This is a genomic window from Vibrio pectenicida (genome assembly GCA_024347015.1).
Taxonomy (GTDB): domain Bacteria; phylum Pseudomonadota; class Gammaproteobacteria; order Enterobacterales; family Vibrionaceae; genus Vibrio; species Vibrio pectenicida.
On record AP024889.1, the window covers coordinates 868,421 to 884,690 of the forward strand.

14 protein-coding genes are annotated in these 16,270 nt (G+C 45.0%); 9 read left to right on the forward strand and 5 right to left on the reverse strand.

Translation table 11 applies throughout. The features are described 5' to 3' along the window. Positions 1–365 precede the first annotated feature (365 nt). The 5 genes from hydA to aptA form a co-directional block, all read right to left on the reverse strand. Positions 366–1,805, reverse strand: a complete 1,440-nt coding sequence (gene hydA / locus OCV27_RS04135) for a dihydropyrimidinase (protein ID WP_125319414.1) — start codon at positions 1,803–1,805, stop codon at positions 366–368. Between the two features lie 59 nt (positions 1,806–1,864). Beyond that, positions 1,865–3,352: an NCS1 family nucleobase:cation symporter-1 gene (locus OCV27_RS04140; protein WP_125319415.1), complete on the reverse strand. Its 1,488-nt coding sequence runs from the start codon at positions 3,350–3,352 to the stop codon at positions 1,865–1,867. Between the two features lie 44 nt (positions 3,353–3,396). Further along, positions 3,397–4,662, reverse strand: coding sequence for a Zn-dependent hydrolase (locus tag OCV27_RS04145; protein WP_125319416.1), 1,266 nt, complete (start codon positions 4,660–4,662; stop codon positions 3,397–3,399). 187 nt (positions 4,663–4,849) lie between these two features. Further along, the gene (locus tag OCV27_RS04150; RefSeq protein WP_125319417.1) at positions 4,850–6,346 is read right to left on the reverse strand and encodes a CoA-acylating methylmalonate-semialdehyde dehydrogenase; all 1,497 of its coding nucleotides are present in this window, start codon (positions 6,344–6,346) and stop codon (positions 4,850–4,852) included. 19 nt (positions 6,347–6,365) lie between these two features. Continuing rightward, entirely contained in the window at positions 6,366–7,688 is a 1,323-nt protein-coding gene (gene aptA, locus OCV27_RS04155) for an omega-aminotransferase AptA (RefSeq protein ID WP_125319418.1), read from the reverse strand. 129 nt (positions 7,689–7,817) lie between these two features. On the opposite strand from aptA, the gene OCV27_RS04160 reads away from it, so the two are divergent. From OCV27_RS04160 to OCV27_RS04200, 9 genes are all read left to right on the forward strand, one after another. Further along, positions 7,818–8,756: a LysR family transcriptional regulator gene (locus OCV27_RS04160; RefSeq protein WP_125319419.1), complete on the forward strand. Its 939-nt coding sequence runs from the start codon at positions 7,818–7,820 to the stop codon at positions 8,754–8,756. 11 nt (positions 8,757–8,767) lie between these two features. Next, on the forward strand, positions 8,768–9,430 hold the full coding sequence (locus OCV27_RS04165) for a TetR family transcriptional regulator C-terminal domain-containing protein (RefSeq protein ID WP_125319420.1): 663 nt from the start codon (positions 8,768–8,770) through the stop codon (positions 9,428–9,430). A 310-nt stretch (positions 9,431–9,740) separates the two neighbouring features. Beyond that, a complete protein-coding gene (cofG, locus tag OCV27_RS04170) occupies positions 9,741–10,874 on the forward strand; it encodes a 7,8-didemethyl-8-hydroxy-5-deazariboflavin synthase CofG (protein WP_125319421.1) in 1,134 nt (377 codons plus the stop codon). Positions 10,875–10,894: 20 nt separating this feature from the next. Next, positions 10,895–12,133, forward strand: coding sequence for a 5-amino-6-(D-ribitylamino)uracil--L-tyrosine 4-hydroxyphenyl transferase CofH (gene cofH / locus OCV27_RS04175; protein WP_125319422.1), 1,239 nt, complete (start codon positions 10,895–10,897; stop codon positions 12,131–12,133). Then, a complete protein-coding gene (locus OCV27_RS04180) occupies positions 12,130–13,089 on the forward strand; it encodes a 2-phospho-L-lactate transferase CofD family protein (RefSeq protein ID WP_125319423.1) in 960 nt (319 codons plus the stop codon). The genes cofH and OCV27_RS04180 overlap by 4 nt, the downstream gene beginning before the upstream one ends. Continuing rightward, entirely contained in the window at positions 13,089–13,712 is a 624-nt protein-coding gene (cofC, locus tag OCV27_RS04185; RefSeq protein ID WP_125319424.1) for a 2-phospho-L-lactate guanylyltransferase, read from the forward strand. The genes OCV27_RS04180 and cofC overlap by 1 nt, the downstream gene beginning before the upstream one ends. Next, positions 13,705–14,517 (forward strand): coenzyme F420-0:L-glutamate ligase, encoded by an 813-nt coding sequence (gene cofE, locus OCV27_RS04190; protein ID WP_125319425.1) that lies wholly within the window; start codon positions 13,705–13,707, stop codon positions 14,515–14,517. The genes cofC and cofE overlap by 8 nt, the downstream gene beginning before the upstream one ends. After that, the gene (gene npdG / locus OCV27_RS04195; protein ID WP_125319426.1) at positions 14,514–15,194 is read left to right on the forward strand and encodes an NADPH-dependent F420 reductase; all 681 of its coding nucleotides are present in this window, start codon (positions 14,514–14,516) and stop codon (positions 15,192–15,194) included. Before cofE ends, npdG begins: the two co-directional genes overlap by 4 nt. 23 nt (positions 15,195–15,217) lie before the next feature. Further along, a complete protein-coding gene (locus tag OCV27_RS04200) occupies positions 15,218–16,225 on the forward strand; it encodes a TIGR03842 family LLM class F420-dependent oxidoreductase (RefSeq protein ID WP_125319427.1) in 1,008 nt (335 codons plus the stop codon). Positions 16,226–16,270 lie beyond the last annotated feature (45 nt).

The following is a 16,270-nucleotide window of genomic DNA, read 5'->3' on the forward strand; positions in this document are numbered from 1 at the left end:
CTATCTGCTCAGCTTGCCTTGGTGGCGTGCCGATTGGACTTGACAACCTGTTACGCTCCTTTTGATCAACGACTTGTTTGCCCCTATCAAAAGCATGAATATCTTACGCCCATAAGAAACTAGATGCAATTTAATTAACCCCGAGTGAAACACAAAGCTTTCTATACGGCATAAGTTTTATTAGGGAAAAGGTACGCCCTGAGATTACTGCTGATTTGTAGGTATAAATGATTTTGGGGCAATTTCGTGTTACGCCCCGGTCCAGCAAGGTTATGGACATGGACCAATTTAGGGCAACCTGTCAGAACTAGTCACATCTAGGTTACAAAACTGACAGATTCCCTTGGCAATCACACTAATTCAAATTATCGCTTTACAGCCTCGGGTTCTGCTCGCTCGTTACGTTTTAGCTGGCTTTGATAGAAGCTAGCATAAGGAGGACGAGTGACATATTGGCCATCCCCTGGCGCCGTTTTTAGTTCACCTTTATCCCAAGCAATCTTACCGTTACAAATTGTCGTTACTGGCTTACCTTGCACCTTCATACCTTCAAAAATACTGAAGTCGATTTTCGACATATGCTCTTTTGCCGAAAAAGTTTTTTCTTGGTTGGTATCCCAGATCACGATGTCAGCATCAGAACCTACATCGATTGCTCCTTTACGTGGGTATAGATTAAATATCTTAGCCGCATTAGTTGAGGTGATAGCAACAAACTCGTTTGGACTCAATTTGCCTTGGTTAACCCCTTTGTCCCACAAAACCATCATACGTTCTTCGACGCCTGCTGTACCGTTTGGAATCATGGTGAAATTATCTTTCCCCATCGCTTTTTGTGAAGCGCAGAAAGCACAGTGGTCGGTGGCTGTTGTTTGAATCGTATTGCTTTGTAGTCCTTTCCACAGTGCATCTTGGTGTTTTTTAGGGCGAAATGGTGGGCTCATAACATGTGCGGCCGAGTAGTTCCAATCAGGATTTTTATATACACTGTCATCGATAACTAAGTGGCCAGCAAGGCATTCACCAAACACAATTTGACCATTGTCTTTGGCATATTTTATGGCATCGACAGCGTCTTCTGTCGAAACGTGTACTAAGTAGATAGGGGCACCTAGAGTACCAGCAATATTGATAGCACGGTTGGCTGCTTCCCCTTCGACCGCTGGGGGGCGAGAAAGAGGGTGTGCTTCTGGTCCTGTAATGCCTTTTTCTAGTAGCTTTTGTTGCAGGTGATAGACGAGTTCACCATTTTCTGCGTGCACAGTGGGCACCGCACCAAGCTCAAGGCAGTTACTAAAGCTAGATACTAAAATATCATCGGTGGCCATAATGGCGTTCTTGTAGGCCATAAAATGTTTAAAACTGTTAACTCCATGCTCTGCGACTAGCGTTTTCATTTCAGCTTTTACTGATTCATCCCACCATGTAATCGCAACATGGAAGCTGTAATTACATTGTGATAGAGATGCCCAGTCTTGCCATTGGTTGTAGGCTTCGATTAAAGACTGATTGGGGGAGGGGATAACAAAGTCGATAATAGTGGTTGTGCCCCCTGCTAATGCAGCGGCTGTTCCAGAAGCAAAATCATCCGAGGCCACCGTACCCATAAATGGTAATTGCATATGCGTATGTGGGTCGATTCCCCCCGGCATGACCAGCTTGCCACCGGCATCGACAATTTCGGTGTCAGTTGGAATATCTAGGTCATGGCCTATTTGGCTTATTTTACCATCAATACACAATATGTCGGCTGAATAGGTTTGCTCGTGGGTGACGACGTCACCCCCTTTGATTAAAAGATTCATAGTTATTCCTTGTTCTTAATGGGTCAACAACGTAAAAGTTCCGTTGACCTTTTGTTCAATTATGCCTTTTCAGGCTGAGCACTAGCGACTGGACGCACCATCGCTATAGAGGTCAAGTAGTATAGGATTGCGCCAGACAAGGCTCCGGTGAACCATCCGTAGTTATAGAACCAAATCAAAACGTCAAAAGTGATGGCGATGATGGTAAAGGTCACGGGAATGAAGAAGGAGATAAAGCCAGCATAGTTAATTGAAGGGCTTTGCTCTTGATCTGAGTAGAGAGAGGGAATGTCTAGGGTTTGCTTTTTGATCAGGAAGTAATCGACGATCATGATTCCCGCGATTGGTCCCAATAAGCTTGAATAACCCAATAGCCAGTTTGAGTACATAGCTTCGACACTAACATCTGATTCGATCCAGTTGAGTTTTTTTAATAGCTCCCAACTCATTAGGCCAAGGCCAACTAGTCCTGTAAGCAGCACGCCACGAGTATGGTTGATCTGTTTAGGTGCGATATTTTGAAAGTCATTGGTTGGCGATACTACGTTAGCAGCTGTATTGGTTGATAGGGTGGCAATGATAATGAGCACCATAGCGACAACCACCCAAAATGGGCTCTCAATCTTACTGATAAGCGTTATAGGGTCAGAAATAGTTTCACCAAACAGGGTATAAGAAGCGGAGGTGAGAACAACCCCTAATGCTGCGAAGAAGAACATGGTCAAAGGCAAGCCAATGATTTGTCCAATAATCTGATCTCTTTGCGATTTTGCGTAGCGGCTAAAATCTGGGATGTTCAAAGATAGGGTTGCCCAGAAGCCGACCATAGCAGTAAGACCAGCAAAGAAATAGCTAGTAAGCCCAGCACTTTCTGGTCGGTTTGCTGGGGTCATGATGATTTCCGAATATGAGACCTTGTCACTTGCCCAAAATATAAGACCAAGACCGACTGCCAGCAGTAGTGGAGCAGATAGGGTTTCGAGCCACTTGATTGAATCAGAGCCCTTAAGCACTATACCGATATTCAGTATCCAAAAGATAAAGAATCCAATTACTTCACCTATACCGCCAAGATTTGCCCAGTTGATTGATAACTCAGACAATAGCAGGTGGATTGCTAAACCGCCGAACATAGTTTGGATACCAAACCAGCCACAAGCGACTAGACCACGAATAAGACATGGTATGTTGGAGCCCAGAGTACCAAACGACGAACGAAGAAGTATTGGGAAAGGTATGCCGTATTTGGTGCCTGGAAAGGCGTTTAGTGTCAGTGGTATCAGTACGATTGTATTGGCGAGTAAGATGGTGACGAGTGCCTCCAGCACCGATAGCCCGAAGTAAGTGGTTAATACACTACCCAAAGTATAGGTAGGAACACAGATGGCCATCCCAACCCAAAGCGCGGCGATGTTTACCTTGCTCCAAGTACGTTCTGATATTTTGGTAGGTGCTAAGTCTTGATTGTAATATTTACTATCTATTAAGTCTTTGGCAACGTCTAGTTCGTAGAAGTCACCGATCTTTTTCATGCTTGATTGCTTCATTAATTTCTCATCCAATTGAGAAGTTGTCTGACAACAGAGGGTTACTATTCGGTTTCACACAGTGCGGAGTTTGCAGATTCCATTGCAATGCGCGTACTGGCCTCTAGCATTGTGTGCAACAAAACGTTAGCGCCTGCCTCACATTCCTGCGGTGAAGTGTTTTCAATTTCATTATGACTAATACCGTTCTCACAGGGCGTGAAGATCATACCTGTGGGTACGAGATCAGCCATATAACAAGCGTCATGACCTGCTCCTGCATAGATATCCATGTTTGAATAACCGAGTTTTTCTGCCGCAGCTTTAACGTCATCAGAGGCGTTAAACTCAACTGGGGCAAAGTACCAGAATGGGTCAATATCAATTTTGATTTCACGTTCTTTTTCAATTTCAGCGCAGTATTCGGTAAAGACTTTGTCCATTTTGGCAAGAACATCAGCATTTGGATTACGCAGATCGACGCTGAAGGTGATTTCACCGGGGATAACATTGCGAGAATTAGGAAAAACTTGCATAAAGCCAACGGTACCAAGGCCATTTTCATAGCGGTGAGCTAACTGCTCAACTTCAGCAATGATTTTGGCGCTTGCGACCATAGCGTCTTTACGTAAGTACATAGGAGTGGTGCCGGAATGGGATTCACGCCCTTTGATAGTGACATTGTACCAGCGGATCCCTTGACCTAAACGGACTACACCGATGGTTTTATCTTGATCTTCTAAGATAGGTCCTTGCTCGATATGAGCTTCAAAAAAAGCCCCGATATGGCGACTACCTGGCTCTTCTTTTCCTAGATAACCAATTTTTTCAAGCTCATCTTTTAGACGAATGCCATCAACATCGGTTTTATTGAGTTCGGTTTCTAAATCAAAGCGGCCGACATAAACGCCAGAGCCTTGCATTGCGGGTTGAAAGCGCGAACCTTCTTCGTTGGTCCAAACCGTAAACTCCATTGGCGCTGCGGTGAGAATGTTATTCTCATGTAGAGTCCTTAGTACTTCGACACCTGCTAGTACACCAAATACTCCATCAAACTTACCACCTGTCGGCTGGGTATCTAAATGACTACCAGTCGCCACAGCTGGTAGTGAGTTATCTTTGCCCTCGCGGCGTGCAAAGATATTACCCATTTTGTCGATACTAATAGTGCAGCCACATTTTTTGCACCAATCGACAAATAGATCTCTGGCTTTGCCATCCAGTTCTGTGGCTGCGAGGCGAGCACATCCCCCTTTTTCTGTTAGGCCAAACTGTGCCATTTCCATCAGGCTTTGCCATAGTCTATCGCCATTAATGCGTAAATCGTTCATAAAAACTCCTTTTACTCGATTTTTATCAGCTGAAATGCTGGTTTTGATATTGCCTGAAGGTCTGCATAGGTAGCATAGGTGAGGACAGGCGCTGGATTGATCAAATAGAAAATTGACTAATCTGAACCTGGCGTAAGCAATGTGACTAACGCCAGGATCAAGTTTGAAAATTTGATACCGTTACAAGCTATAAACTTGGGAATGAAAATAAGGTTCCATCTTTCACACCACCAGATGGCCATCTTTGGCTGATAGCTTTACGCCTAGTGTAAAAACGCACTGAGTCAGGGCCATAAGCATGTAGATCGCCAAACAGTGAGCGTTTCCAACCACCGAAACTATGGTAAGACACGGGGACTGGTAGCGGGACATTTATACCAACCATACCGACCATGACTTGGTCTGAGAAGTAACGACTTGCTTCACCATCTCGTGTAAATATGCAGGTTCCATTTCCATATTCATGTTGGTTGATAAGTGCCACGGCTTCTTCCAAAGAGTTCACTCTGACTACTATGAGTACTGGTCCAAATACTTCTTGTTGATAAATAGTCATTTCAGGTGTCACTTTGTCGAACAAGGTGCCACCAAAGAAGAAACCTGACTCAAAATTAGGGACCACTAGGTTACGGCCATCGACTATGACTTCAGCGCCTTGCTCTACTGCTTGCGTAACATAAGCGGCTACTTTATCTTTTTGAGCTGCTGTAATAAGTGGTCCCATCTCATTACTATTATCGCTCCCCGGACCCACTTTGAGCGCTTCAACCTGTGGTTTCAGTTTGTTGATCAGTGCATCAGCGACTTTGTCACCGATTGCAACCGCCACTGAGATTGCCATACAGCGCTGGCCGCATGAACCATATGCAGCTCCCATGAGTGCGCTAGTTACATTATCTAGATCAGCATCTGGCATGATAACGGCGTGGTTTTTTGCTCCACCGAGAGCCTGACAGCGTTTGCCTTTTTCAGCAGCGCGATTGTATATAGCTTCTGCGATTGGAGTAGAACCAACAAAGCTGATAGCTTGGATAGCATCATCGTCGATGAGTTGGTTAACGACATCAGCGCCACCATTTACCACGTTGAGAACCCCTGGTGGCAGCCCTGCCTCTTCAGCTAATTGAGCAATATAAACAACGCAAGATGGGTCACGCTCGGAAGGCTTGAGTACAAAGGTGTTGCCACACATTATTGCACTTGGCCACATCCACAGTGGTACCATGGCCGGAAAGTTAAATGGTGTGATGCCTGCAACGACGCCTAAGGGCTGAAATTCATTCCAAGCATCAATATCACGTCCCACATTACGGCTGTGCTCACCTTTGAGCAGCTCTGGCATACCGCAAGCAAACTCTACGTTCTCAATTCCACGTGCTAGTTCACCTTTAGCGTCACTTAGTACTTTTCCATGCTCACGGGAGATAAGGTTGCAGATGGTGTCTTGGTGTTGTTCAAGTAGTTGTTTAAAGCGATACATCACTTGAGCCCGTACCGCTGGTGGCGTATTTCGCCAAGTAGGATAGGCCTGTTTGGCTGCGCTTATCGCCATGGCGACCGTTTCTTTTGATGCCATACTGACTTGGGCACACGGCTCACCAGTTGCGGGGTTAAATATTGCCTGTGCTTGGCTATTATCTGTGTGGATCTCACCATTAATCAGATGACCAATATGTTCTAACATGTTTACTTCCTCACTGGGTTTAATCTGTTTGCTCGAAGGCATCGCCCATTGCGTTGATAAGGCGATCTATTTCATGTTCTTGGGTGATGAAGGGTAGTCCTAGTTGGATGGTGTCACCGCCATAGCGGACATAAAACCCTTGCTGCCATAAAGTGGTGGCGATCTCCACCGGTCTAATGGTAGCGTCTCCGTCACGTGGTGCGACCGTGAGCCCAGCAGCAAAACCAAAGTTGCGAATATCCAAGATATGTTTGCTACCTCTAAGGCTGTGGATCGACTTTTCAAATACAGGGGCTAGTTCGGCGACTTGTGGGATAAGCTGCTCTTTTTCCAATATATCTAGGGTCGCTAATGCACAAGCACAGGCCACAGGGTGGCCAGAGTATGTATAGCCGTGGGGTAACTCAATATTGTGATCCGGGCCTCCTGCATGCATAAAGGCATCGTAAATCCCTTGCTTAGCTAACACTGCTCCCATAGGTATAGCGCCGTTGGTGATCTGTTTAGCAATACAAATCATGTCTGGTGTAACACCAAAGGTTTGGGCTCCAAAGTAATTTCCTGTACGGCCAAAGCCAGTGATCACTTCATCGAAGATCAGCAGAATATTATGTTGTTCACAGATGGCGCGCAGGCGTTGTAAGTAGCCTTCTGGTGGAACTATCACGCCTGCAGAGCCGGAAAAAGGTTCAATGATAACGGCTGCGATATTTGACGAATCGTGCAAAGCTATAAGCTCTAATAATTCATCTGCCATCTCAGCACCTTTAGGTGGCATCCCCTGAGTGAAAGCCATATCAGGTTGCAAAGTATGGGCGAGGTGGTCTGCTTCCATCGCTTGGCCCCACAGTTTGCGATTGCCATTGATGCCTCCCCAACTTATGCCTCCCCAACTTGCACCATGATAGCCTTTGATACGACCAATAATTCGAGTTTTGGTTGGCTGCCCTTGCTGGCGCCAATAGGCTCGTGCAATCTTAGTCGCCGTATCAGAGGCTTCTGAGCCCGAATTGACAAAAAAGACTTTGTTGATATCTTCAGGTGCCAATGTGGCTAAACGCTCTGCTAACTCAAAGGCTTTAGGGTGACCATATTGGAATGCCGGTGCATAGTCGAGTTCAAGCAACTGCTTCTCTACAGCATTGGCGATTTCTGTACGATTATGGCCTGCTCCACATGTCCATAGACCAGAAAGGCCGTCAAATATCTTGCGTCCTTTATCATCGATGTAATAGGCACCTTGAGCACCTGTGATGATTCGTGGTTCGGCTTTAAATCGACGGTTTGCAGTATATGGCATCCAGTAGGCTTGCATCCCCGTTTCTATCCGCTTTGTGTCCATCTGCTTTGATTCTCCTTTGATTATTTTCCATTTTCTATGGAAAAAACATGGACTTGCTTTTACTTTAAGCACGAGATTTGGTTTGATAAATACCAAATAATCGAACTAAACATGCGGGATGATGAAACAATGAAAGCGTTATTAGGGCAGTTATCTGATTTGGATATTCGCTTGCTGCGAGTGTTTATGGCTGTTGTCGACAGTGGTGGTCTAAGCGCAGCCGAGATGGAGCTTAATATTGGCCGTTCAACTATCAGTCGTCATTTGAAAGACTTGGAGCAACGTTTGGGGTTAGTTCTTTGCCATAGGGGGCGATCTGGTTTTTCTCTCACCAGCGAAGGATTGCACATTTACGAGTCGGCGCAGCGTCTACTGTTTTCTATCGATGAATTTCGTCACGAGATAAATGGTCTGCACCATAGTTTGAAGGGCCATCTGATCATTGCGATGTTTGATACTATGGTGACCAATTCCAAGTGCAAGGTTGATCAGGCGATTGCAGATTATGTAGTAAGGGCTCCAGAGGTAGCAATTGATATCCATGTGTTGCCCGTGAATGAGATTGAAAAAGGTGTATTGGAAGGAAAGTATCACCTTGGGATTGTTCCACCGCACCGTCGCTCGGCTAGTCTTGAGTATTTACCCTTGTTTGGTGAGCAGATGTATATGTACTGTGGTAAAGGTCATTACTTATTTCATGTACGAAGGTTGGTGAGTGATGAAGAAGTGATGGAGCAGAAATACGCTGGGTTAAGTTTTAGCAGCCCCAATATGGAGATCGGTCGAGCACTTAAATTACACAAGAGCGCTACTGCAAGTAATCAAGAGGGGATCACTATGCTTATTCAATCTGGGCAGTATATTGGATTTCTCCCCGAACATTTTGCCGCTATTATGGTGTCACAGGAAAAAATGGTTAGAATAAATAATCCAAGGTTCTCATATTATTGTCAATTTACAGCAATTCATCGAAAATCACCTAAACCGACTAGGATTGTGCAAGAGTTTCTTGATGCGCTTACGCGTACCAAAACTATGGCAGATGATGCTCAGCAACAATATATCTAAGGCTAGTTATTATGATCAGTACGTCTTTTCAGTTAGCACCCAAAACTTCGAAAGAGACCAAGTTGTCTTCTGCTCGGGTCGCTACGCAAGCCAATATACAGCGAGCCGCAGAGGGAGTGTTTGCTGAGTTTGGCTATAAAGGGGCCACCATGGAGCGAATTGCCCAGCAGAGCGGTATGTCCAAGCAGAATCTACTGTATTATTTTTCATCAAAAGACTTATTATATAGAACAGTATTACAGAACATAGTTGACACTTGGCTAGAGCGAATGGTGTTTGCTGAGCAGAAAAATGCGACCCCAGAACAACTTATTGAACAATATATTCGTGGTAAGTTACAGCTTTCTCACGACAATCCCGATGCTTCAAAAGTATTTGCTCAAGAGATTATTTCTGGTGCACCTATAATTCGTGATTACCTTAAAGTCCATTTAGAGCCGTTATTTAACCGTAATATTAAATTGGTCGAAGGCTGGGTGGATGAAGGTCGGTTACGTAGGACTGAGCCTGATCATTTGTTCATTGCTATATGGGCTATGACACAAACTTATGCTGACTTCGCTACTCAGATTGAGTTGGTGCTGGATAAGCAAAAACTTGAGCAGCCAGATTTTGATCTTGCGGCTAAATTTCTCACCGATATGGTTCTAAATGGTATCTTAGCTTCCAAATGACCCCTGACTATTTAAGGGGCATTCTCCCCTTAATGACTTATTTGTAGTCAATAAAAAATCCACTCACTTACTGTTTTGTAAAATACTCATAGACTACATTGTCATTAAGCCTCTGTAATTAATGAACTTTTAATTATTTTCGCTTCCAACTTAGACTGAGATTACACAACCAGAAAACATCCATGTATTTTTTTTGCCATTTGGTAAAAAGAGTGTTAGTTGTACCAGCGTATAAAAAATGTGCGAATTTTATGCCCTGATCAAATCTTATTTTTTAAAGCTAGGTGTAACGAATAATCATGGAGGAAATATGCTGAGCAAGGATGTAGCGATGCAGATGGGTGACGCCACCGATGAGCCTCTGGGCAGGCTCTGTCAGCAAGCAGGTAAAGTACGTGATAGTCATTGGGGTCAGCAAGTGTCCTACTCTCGTAAGGTGTTTATTCCGCTGACTAATATGTGTCGTGATACATGTAGCTATTGCACTTTTGTCAAAACCCCTCAGTCGGGAGAGGCGCAGTTGATGAGCCCTGAACAAGTTCTTACCACCGTACTGCAAGGTCAGCGTATGGGGTGTAAGGAGGCGCTTTTCAGTTTAGGTGAGCAACCTGAGAAACGGCACAGACTCGCGAGAGATTTATTAGCAGCTCAAGGACACAGTACGACAGTTGGTTATCTCAAGGCGATGTCTGAACTTGTTTTGGAGAAAAGTTTGCTGGTGCCCCATATCAATGCGGGTGCACTTTCTTACCAAGAATTAGCCATCCTAAAACCTGTCGCTGGATCTATGGGCATGATGCTAGAAAGTTTAAGCCCAGCCTTAACAAAAAAAGGTGGTGCGCATTATGGTTGCCCAGATAAAACACCTCAGCGTCGCATCGATACTTTAGAAGCTGCGGGTGAGTTAGGTATTCCGTTTACCACAGGGCTATTGATAGGGATAGGAGAGTCTTGGCAAGACAGAATTGAGAGTCTGCTAGTTATCGAACAATTGCATGAAAGGCATGGCCACATCCAAGAAGTCATTATCCAAAACTTTCGCGCTAAAGCTGGAACGGCAATGGCTGATGCTTCTGAACCTTCCAAGATTGATATGTTACGCACACTTGCTGTTGCTAGATTGATACTCTCACCCTCAATCAGTTTGCAAGCTCCACCTAATTTAGAACAAGATTATCAGGACTATCTTCGTGCTGGTATTAATGATTGGGGCGGGATCTCACCATTAACTAAAGACTTTATTAATCCTGAGCGAGCGTGGCCGCAGATAGAGCGTTTAGCGGAACATTGCCAAGCGGCTGGATACCAATTAATCGAGCGCCTAACCGTATATCCTGAGTATCAGTTATCAGCTCAAACAACAGTAGAAAGTTTGCTTCACTCAAGAATACGTTCACAGGCTGCAGATGATGGTTTTGCCATGATACAGAGCCACGCTAATTAAGTTGCACAGTTAAGGAGATAATGATGTTGTCACGGAGCGAACAGCCACAAGTAACCCAGATCCCGTATAGTCGTTTGAACTCAGAAATTAGAGATACTTTAAAGCAGGCACTTGATGGCAAAGAAATTTCCTCTAAGCAAGCCACAAGTCTGTTTAATGCCAAAGGTCAGGATCAGCAGGCTCTGCTTGATGTAGCAGATAAAGTTCGTCAGAACTTGTGTGGTGATAAGGCCAGCTTTGTTATCACCCGTAATATCAACTTTACCAACGTTTGCTACATGGGTTGTAAGTTCTGTAATTTTGCTAAGCCTATAAAGCATAAAGATGCAGAGTTCATTTCACTTGAAGAGGTTGCTGATAGAGCCCAGCAAGCTTGGGATCGCGGAGCGACAGAAGTTTGTATTCAAGGCGGATTACATCCACAAATAAGCGCTGACTTTTACCGTAATTTACTTTTAGCGATAAAAAATCGCTTACCCCAAATGCATATTCACGCCTTTTCACCTTTTGAAATTTGGTACGGTGCACGTCGTGCCAAGATGGGATACAAAGAATTTCTACAAGATCTCAAACTATGTGGTTTGGACACAATGCCAGGTACAGCTGCTGAGATTTTGGATGTTGAAATTCGTCAGCAATTGACTAAAAACAAGCTCAGTACTGAAGATTGGATCAGCATAGTTAAGGCTGCCCATGAGGTTGGCATTAAAACGACTTCAACCATTATGTATGGGCATATAGATCAGCCATATCATTGGGCCAATCATCTTGAATTATTGCGTAATACCCAGAAAGAAACAGGCGGTTTTACTGAGTTTGTTCCGCTTGGTTTCGTGCATTATAAAACCAAACTCTACAATGATAATCCGGGACAGGTGCGGCCAGGGCCGACTCGAAGTGAGCATTTTAAAATGCATGCGGTAGCAAGGCTGATGCTGCAAGGACAAATCAATAATATTCAGGCTTCTTGGGTCAAGATGGGTTCAGATGTGGCTATACAGATGTTGCGCTCGGGAGCCAATGATCTTGGTGGTACCCTAATGAATGAAAGTATCTCGCGTGCGGCGGGCGGCGAACATGGTCAAGAAATTCAGCCACAAGATATGGTGCGTTTTATTCACAAGGCCGGCCTGAATGCTTTTCAGCGTTCAACCTTGTACCACTCGTTACAGGAGTACCCACTGCAAACCAGCAATCAGCAACAAGGACAACTTATCTTGCCATCTCAAGAGATCGCGCGCTTTGAGGCATCGCTATGAGTGGTTTGAGCATTACCTTACTTGCTGGCGGTGTCGGTGGAGCGAAAGCTGCCGAGGGGTTAGTCAAGAGTTGTTATGCAGATGGCCTCAAAATCATAGGTAATGTTGGTGATGACCAACAGTTCCATGGTTTGTGGGTATCCCCCGATATCGATACTCTTATCTACACATTATCAGAGCGAATTGATCGTAACCAAGGCTGGGGACTAGCCGGAGACAAACAAAAAGTTCTGAGCGGCCTTAAACAATTAGGCGTGGATACTTGGATGCAACTGGGCGATATGGATTTTGCTACCCATATTTTTCGCACTGAGCAGCGCCGCTTGGGTGTTCGAGCGCAAAAAATAGTAGAGCAGATCGCGCGAGCAAACGGAATAAATATTCCTATATTGCTGCCAACTGATGACATAGTGCAAACCAAGCTCAAGTCAGGGGGGCAATGGCTTAGTTTTCAGGATTACTTTGTTCGCCTTCGTTGCCAAGCGAGAGTAGATGAAATTCGTTATTTAGAGTGTGATAAAGCGAGTGCAACACCTGAGTCTATTGAAGCTTTGAGCTGTGCGGATCTAGTGCTGATTGCTCCGAGTAATCCACTGCTTAGTATCGGCTCTATCTTGTCGATCGGAGATATTCGTACTCAAATACAATCGCTTTCAAAACCGATTGTTGCCATCTCTCCTCTAATTGGTAGTCAAGCGATTAAAGGACCAGCAGTCAAGTTAATGCAATCACTCGGCTATAGCCCAAATGTCCTTGGTATTGCGACTTATTATTGTGAGCTGATTGATGTGCTAGTCATTGATCCTGTAGATGAACAGTATGCACTTGATATTGAAGCTATGGGGGTGCAGGTAGTGATTCAAAATATCTGGATGCGTAATGAGGCTGAGAAAATTGCTGTAATGACAAGTATCGTGGACCAGATCATTAAGCTACCACTAAAAAAGGTAAGTTGATGCTGGATAAGCTGAATATTGTCATTCCAATCAAGGCACCAAGTTCTGCTAAACAACGTTTAATGGGTGTGCTTAACATGGCTCAGCGTGAGGCACTTGTGTTAAACCTTTACCGGCAAACGTTGCAATTTTTTTCCCAGCACTACCCGCAGGTTAATTGCTTGGTGGTGACAAACTCAGCCAAAATTGCCGATATAGCCTCACATTTTGGCGCCAATGCTCTGATTGAAAAGCAACCCAAAGGCTTAAATGCAGCGATTGAGGCAGCCACTCGCTGGAGTCTTGAGTCTGGTTATCAGTTTCAGATGGTTATCCCAGCAGATATTGCCAGACTGAATGCTCGTGAAATCGATGTTCTGCTACAGGCTACCAAAGCAGGCAGTCAGGTTGTGATAGCAAGAGCCAAGGACTCAGGGACCAATGCTCTTATTACTACGCCACCTAATGCTATTGAATTTCACTATGGTCGCCAATCAGCTCTTGCTCATGTACAGCAAGCACACGCTAATCAACTTAGGGTCGAGGTGCTCAACCTTCCAGATCTTAGTCAAGATATCGATGTGCCAGATGATTTAATCCAAGCCTTTCCTGACTATCACCACAAGGAGTACTGCTATGAATAGTTCAGTAACCGCAGAGTCCGCTAACGCGCTCGCTGTTAATAAGATGCAGATGTTTAGCCTGTCTGGCTTACCGGATTTTAAACCTGGTATGGATCTAGTCCAGCATTTAATAGATGCGTTGTCTGCTCAGGGGGAATATCTGCAACATGGAGATATCTTGGTGGTAGCACATAAAGTGGTGTCAAAAACGGAAGGTGCTGTGGTTGATATCGAGACTATGTCTGCTAGTGATCAGGCAATCGAATTGGCTGAAAAAGTGAACAAGGATCCGCGTAAAGTGCAGGTAATACTCGATCAGTCAGCGCGTATTGTTCGTAGCATAAAACGTGCAGAGCAGGATGAGGGCATCTTGATTGCTGAGCACAAATTGGGGTTTGTCTGTGCCAATGCTGCTGTCGATGAGTCCAATACTGACAGCGCAGGGCAGTTGATTACCTTGCCCGAAAACCCAGACCGCAGCGCTATGCAGCTATGTGAGCGACTAGAAGCTCATTTTGGTTGTCGTCTTGGCATTGTCATCAGTGATACTTTCGGCCGACCATGGCGTCTTGGCCAAACTAACGTAGCGATTGGACTGGCGCGAGTGCCAGCCATTCAACAGATGTGCGGTGACGATGATGCTTGGGGGCGAGAGCTTAAGGTAACGGCACCTGCTTTTGCCGATGAATTGGCTGCCGCATCAGGCCTTTTAATGGGCAAAAGTGACAAGTGCCCAGTGATAATTTTTCGCGGGTTGAACTGGCGAACAAGCGACAGCTCAGCCAAGCAGATCTTAAGACCCATTAAGGAGGATTTATTCCGATGAATGAAACTAGCAAGATAGCAATTTTAGGTGGCACAGGTCCACAAGGGAAAGGTTTGGCTCTACGCTTTGCAATAGCAGGTGTTCCTGTTGTGATTGGTTCGCGTGATAGTGAACGAGCAGCAGAGGTAGCGGTAGAGTTGAGTGCTGCTTTACCTGAGGGAAGCGCAACAATTGAAGGCATAGAAAATTTAGCTGCTGCAACAGCTGCGGATGAGATGATTATTCTATCTGTACCTTATTCAGCGCATGATGCGACGCTAGCAGATCTTAAACATCTTCTGAGTGGCAAAATCTTGATTGATATTGTTGTCCCTCTTGCGCCGAAAAATCCAAAAGCGGTGGTAATGCCACCAGAAGGTTCAGCAACCGAAGCTGCGCAGGCTCTATTGGGTGATGACATTGCGGTAGTGGGCGCTCTTCACAATGTATCTGCGGTCACGCTGAATAATATCGAGCAGCCGATCAATTGTGACGTGCTGGTGTGTGGCAATCAGTTAGATGCCAAAAAATCGGTAATGACTCTGATAGAAAAATTGGGTGTAAAGGCATACAACGCTGGCCTTGCTGAAAGCGCACGCTGTATCGAAGCGCTGACTCCAATACTCATCAGGCTCAATATCTCGAAAGAAGTGCCCTTTACTCACGCTGGCGTCACAATTGCGCCGCCTGCTCACTAAATATATTACGTAAGGAAACAAAAATGGAATTTGGAATTACCTTTAAAGGCTTTGTGAGCCCAAATAGAGCAAGAAATCTGGTACGTCAGGCAGAAGAAGCGGGTTTTACTTACTGCTGGTTCTATGACTCACACATCCTTTGGCGCGAATCTTTTGTCGCAATGGCTATGTGTATGGAGCACACCAAAACCATGCGTTTTGGTCCATGTGTGACCAATCCAAATATTCGAGATTGGTCTCTAGCGGCAAGTCTATACGGCAGCTTAGCATTGCAAAGTGAGGGCCGTTTTGATCTTGGTTTGGGACGTGGCGATTCATCTATGCGTGTTATGGGTAAAAAACCAGCGCCTTTGGCTCGTTTGACTGAGTTTACTCATAAAGTCAAAGCCATGGTTAAAGGTGAAGAACCAGTGTCCTATGATGACTGCGCCTCAGAGGTGAAATTCCCTTGGGCAGTAGGCTACGATCTTCCGGTATGGATTGCAGCTTATGGACCCAAAGCGCTCGCAACAGCTGGTGAACATGGTGATGGTTTGATTTTGCAGCTTGCTGAACCAAGTTTGGTGAAATGGTTTACCGACCAAGCGCTTGAAGCTGGGAAAAAATCTGGCAAGGACATGAGTAACTTTAAAGTGCAAGCCGCGGCTCCAGCCTATTTTGGCGACAAGCAAGAATGTTTGGATAAAACCCGTTGGTTCCCAGCCATGGTAGGAAACCATGTTGCTGATATTGTTGAAAAGTATGGCAGTGATTCAGGTTTAGTGCCTACGAGCCTGACTGACTATATCGAGAAACGCAAAGGTTATGATTACTCCAAGCATGGGCAAAGCGATAATCCGTATCTGGAATTTATCTCAGATGAGATCATCGAAAGCTTCTCTGTGCTCGGCAGTCCAGACGATCATATCGCTAAAATCAAGCAGCTTGAAGAAGTGGGTGTGACTCAGTTTAACATCTATTTAGATAACGGTGACGAAGAGAATATCATCGCCCAATATGGCCAGCATATTATTCCAGAGTTTAGTAAGTAGTTGCTGGACTCTTAGGCCTTGATTTATGCTCCCAAACAGCCAGCG